Origin of the sequence: Streptosporangium sp. NPDC006013, assembly GCF_040614275.1 — a bacterium.
Taxonomy (GTDB): domain Bacteria; phylum Actinomycetota; class Actinomycetes; order Streptosporangiales; family Streptosporangiaceae; genus Streptosporangium.
Genome location: NZ_JBEXUE010000723.1, coordinates 1 through 3,582, shown reverse-complemented (window position 1 = coordinate 3,582; position 3,582 = coordinate 1). Strand labels below are relative to the sequence as shown.

Here is a 3,582-nt window from a genome sequence, read left to right as displayed (position 1 = left end):
GGGACGGCGGCCGGGCGGAACGGCCGGTCGAGATCGATCGGCTGCCGGTAGCCGGCCAGGTCGAGCACCTGGATGACGGCACCAGCCGCCGGTTGCTGCGGGCGGTGCTGACCGTCCGCGCCCCCGGCCCGCTGCCGGAAGCGGCCGTGGCGCCACTCGACGCGCTGCTGGGCGGTGAGCGCATGATGCGGGGATCGGTCGACGCCTCGACGCTGCCGGTCATCGCCGAGCAGGTACCGCGGACGGCCTATCCGGCGGCCAGGTGTACCGAACTGTGGCGAGGCGACATCACCACCCTGGCCGTCGACGCCATCGTCAACGCCGCCAACAGCGCCCTGCTGGGCTGCTACCGCCCCATGCACCCGTGCGTCGACAATGCCATCCACAACGCCGCCGGGCCTCGGATGCGCGACGACTGCGCGGTCATCATGACCCTGCAAGGCACTCCCGAGCCGACCGGCACCGCGAAGATCACTCGGGGCTACCACTTGCCCGCCCGCTACGTGCTGCACACCGTCGGCCCCGTCGTTGACGGCCCGCTGGGCGCCGGGCACGCGGCCGATCTGGCCGGTTCCTACCGTTCCTGCCTGGAGGTGGCCGCCGCCGTCGACGGTGTCCGCACGGTGGCGTTCTGCGGGATCAGCACCGGTGTGTTCGGCTATCCCAAGCCGGCGGCCGCACGGGTGGCCCTGGACGCCGTCGCCGATTGGATGGAAGCGCATCCAGGCCGCCTGGACCGAGTGGTCTTCAACGTCTACGGCGCCGACGACCACACCGCCTACCTGCGGGCACTCACCGACTGGACCCGGCGATCATGACGCACCATCTCACCGGCCGCCCCACGCACGGTGGTCCCATCCTGACGGACCTGCGCGCCGCCGCGGACACGCTGCGTTCCTGGATCGGAGAGGCCGATCGGATCCTCATCGGCGCCGGCGCCGGGCTGTCCGTCGCCGCAGGCTACGACTACGCCGACACCCGGCGGTTCGCCGAACTGTTCCCCGCCCTGCACCGCCTCGGGTTGCGGGCCCGTTACCAGCTCATCGGCCTGCGGCTGCCCCCCGACCTGCTGTGGGGATACTGGTCGGTGCACGTGACCGACATCCGCTTCGGCCCCGGCCCGCACCCCGTCTACCGGGGGCTGCGCGACCTGGTCGGCGACCGGCACCACTTCGTGATGACCTCCAACGTCGACGCGCTGTTCTCCCGTAACGGCTTCGACGCGGGCCGGATCTTCACCCCGCAGGGCGACTACGGCCGCTATCAGTGCGAACGGCCCTGCACCCGCGACACCTGGCCCAGCAAACCGATCATCGATGCCGCACTGGCCGCCTACGATCCGGCCACTGGCCGCGTCACCGACCCCGCCGCCATCCCGGCCTGCCCCAACTGCGGCGGGGAGGTGTTCCTCAACGTGCACAAAGGGCCGGAGTACATCCCCGATCCCTACCTGCCCGCCGGCCGGCGGCTGCAGGCATGGCTGGACGACGGCCCGGCCGACGAGCGCCTGCTCGTCCTGGACATCGGCAGCGGCTACAACACCCCCACCGTCGTCCGCCTGCCCATGGAGCGCATCGCCCGCAGCCGCGCGCACGGCCGCCTGCTGCGTGTCAACCCCGTCCGACCCGAGGTGCCGGCACTACCCGGCGGCCGGGCCCTGGGCATTGCCGCCGGTGCCGGCGACCTGCTGGCCGCCGTGGCCGGTCACTGAGGTCCGGCTGCGATGACCGTGCCGGATGCCTGTCCCACCTCGACGGCGCGGGTGGCCTAGCAGTCAGCCCTCCGTCGGACTACGTAGTTCCACCGATGCTGATGGCGCCGCTATGACTCACACTGGTAACCGTCCAATGTTTTCTGACACCCGTCATTGATCGGCAGCCGCTTAGGTGAGCAACGAAGATTCCAGGTCGCAGTCCACATATGTGTGGGAGTCCGCCACGGTTGGCTGTCTGGGTGGACCGCTGCTCGTCTGTGAGGTCGACTCCTTCTCGGACTGGGGCGGTGCAGTGCACAGCCCTGACCACGAACTGGATCCTGCCTGCGACTATGCCCGTGCCTGGTCGGCGGTCCACCCGGACGACGATGACCTCGAAGCCACGTTCGTGCGTTTCGGCGAGCACGAGGAACATGCCGGCCTCATCTGGGAAATGGACCGCGAGGGCAGCGCGGAGATTGCCTACGCCCGGTACCAGAAGGGCCCTGTCGGCGACGACGACAACTTTCTGATCATGCGCTCATGGATCCCCCACGGTAGGACGGATGCGCCACGTCGGCGCGCAGCCGGGGCGTCCGCAGCCGAAGAACAGGAAGTAGGAGAGCTTGAGCTCCGCAGCGGCCGGGTCGTTGTCGTCTGGGCGGCGGTAAACGCGCATGAGACCGGCTCGTACGCGACACCACAGGAAAGAGCCGCGTCAATCAAGGCCCTGGCCCGGCTGAATCCCCTGGTCCAACTCAACCTGGACGGCCAAGGGGGCCTCGGTACGGTGCTGTGGGTCAAGCCCGGCACGTATCGCGTCACCTGCGGATGGCACGAAGGAACTCGGGGACGGTACATGTCCACGGAAGAGATGTACGGACCAGCACAGTCATATGCGGACGACGACTGGAGCTGTCGCTGGGTCCGCTTCACCCGGTCCGACGACTCCGTAGAGGCGTGAGTCCACGTACGAACGCGCCGAAGCCCTCGGCCAGGACGTGCAGGGCTCGTTCGTGGTCGCAGTCCGACCGTAACGTCACCAGGCTGTCCGGAATCTCTGGAGCACCTCAATTCGGTTGAAGCCGGGCGAGATTTCAGACCTGAGAAAGCGAGCGGGCCGGCGCAATGCGAAGTACTCCGAAGGAGCCGCGTGGCGGTTGGGCCTGCCAGTGCGTGGGTTATCTGGGGTTGTCAAGCGAACTAACTGGTCAGAAGCTTGAAGATCGTTAAGCCACGTCAGACAAGTAGGCTGGCTGCGGTCGCCCGCGACGGTGAAGGAGCCGCTAATGACCACCGACCCGACGATGACCCGGATCGGCCAGGGGGTGGAGTTGCATCACCACCAAGGTCAGCGTGAAGCCGCTCGCGACTTGTTCGCGCAGATCTGGGACGACATCGGCGGCGAGCAAGGCGACCCGCTGCATGTTTGCGTCCTTGCCCACTCGATGGCCGACGTGCAGGACGACGTGCACCAGGAGCTGATGTGGGATCTGCGAGCGCTTGCCGCCGTCGGCCTGATCACTGATGAGCGGGTGGCCCAAGCCGGGGTGCCGCTTTCGGTGGCCGGCTTGTATCCGTCGTTGCACCTGAACTTGAGTGAGTGCTATCGCAAGCTGGGCGATCTCGGCCGCGCCCGTGAGCACCTCCAGCAGGCGCGGGACGGGATCGGCGCACTTGGCGACGACGAGTATGGGCAGCTCATCAAGGGTGGCCTGGAGCGGGTGGCCGAACAGCTGGATGACGCCATCTGACTGCGCCCCGGCGAATTCTCTGCTCGCCTCGGGGCCAGGAACTACTGTCGCGAGCATGGTCGAACACGATGCCCTCGGTGCCACCCGCGAGGCTTACGACGCTGCTGCCCTCACCTATGCGCAGCTGTTCCACGA

The 3,582-nt window shown here is 68.1% G+C and carries 4 protein-coding genes; all 4 read left to right on the top strand.

Annotated elements, in window-relative coordinates; translation table 11 throughout:
• Window positions 1–818: macro domain-containing protein (locus tag ABZ260_RS48520; protein WP_355632042.1), on the top strand; the 818-nt coding region annotated here is incomplete at its 5' end.
• On the top strand, window positions 815–1,711 hold the full coding sequence (locus tag ABZ260_RS48515; protein ID WP_355632039.1) for a hypothetical protein: 897 nt from the start codon (window positions 815–817) through the stop codon (window positions 1,709–1,711). The genes ABZ260_RS48520 and ABZ260_RS48515, both read left to right, overlap by 4 nt.
• A gap of 175 nt (window positions 1,712–1,886) precedes the next feature.
• Entirely contained in the window at window positions 1,887–2,657 is a 771-nt protein-coding gene (locus ABZ260_RS48510; RefSeq protein WP_355632036.1) for a hypothetical protein, read from the top strand.
• A gap of 325 nt (window positions 2,658–2,982) precedes the next feature.
• A complete protein-coding gene (locus ABZ260_RS48505; RefSeq protein ID WP_355632034.1) occupies window positions 2,983–3,447 on the top strand; it encodes a hypothetical protein in 465 nt (154 codons plus the stop codon).
• Window positions 3,448–3,582: the final 135 nt, after the last annotated feature.

Bases quoted from the DNA above. Each gene is read 5' to 3' on its own strand.
- ABZ260_RS48515 (WP_355632039.1), top strand. From the start codon at position 815: ATGACGCACCATCTCACCGGCCGCCCCACGCACGGTGGTCCCATCCTG.
- ABZ260_RS48505 (WP_355632034.1), top strand. From the start codon at position 2,983: ATGACCACCGACCCGACGATGACCCGGATCGGCCAGGGGGTGGAGTTG.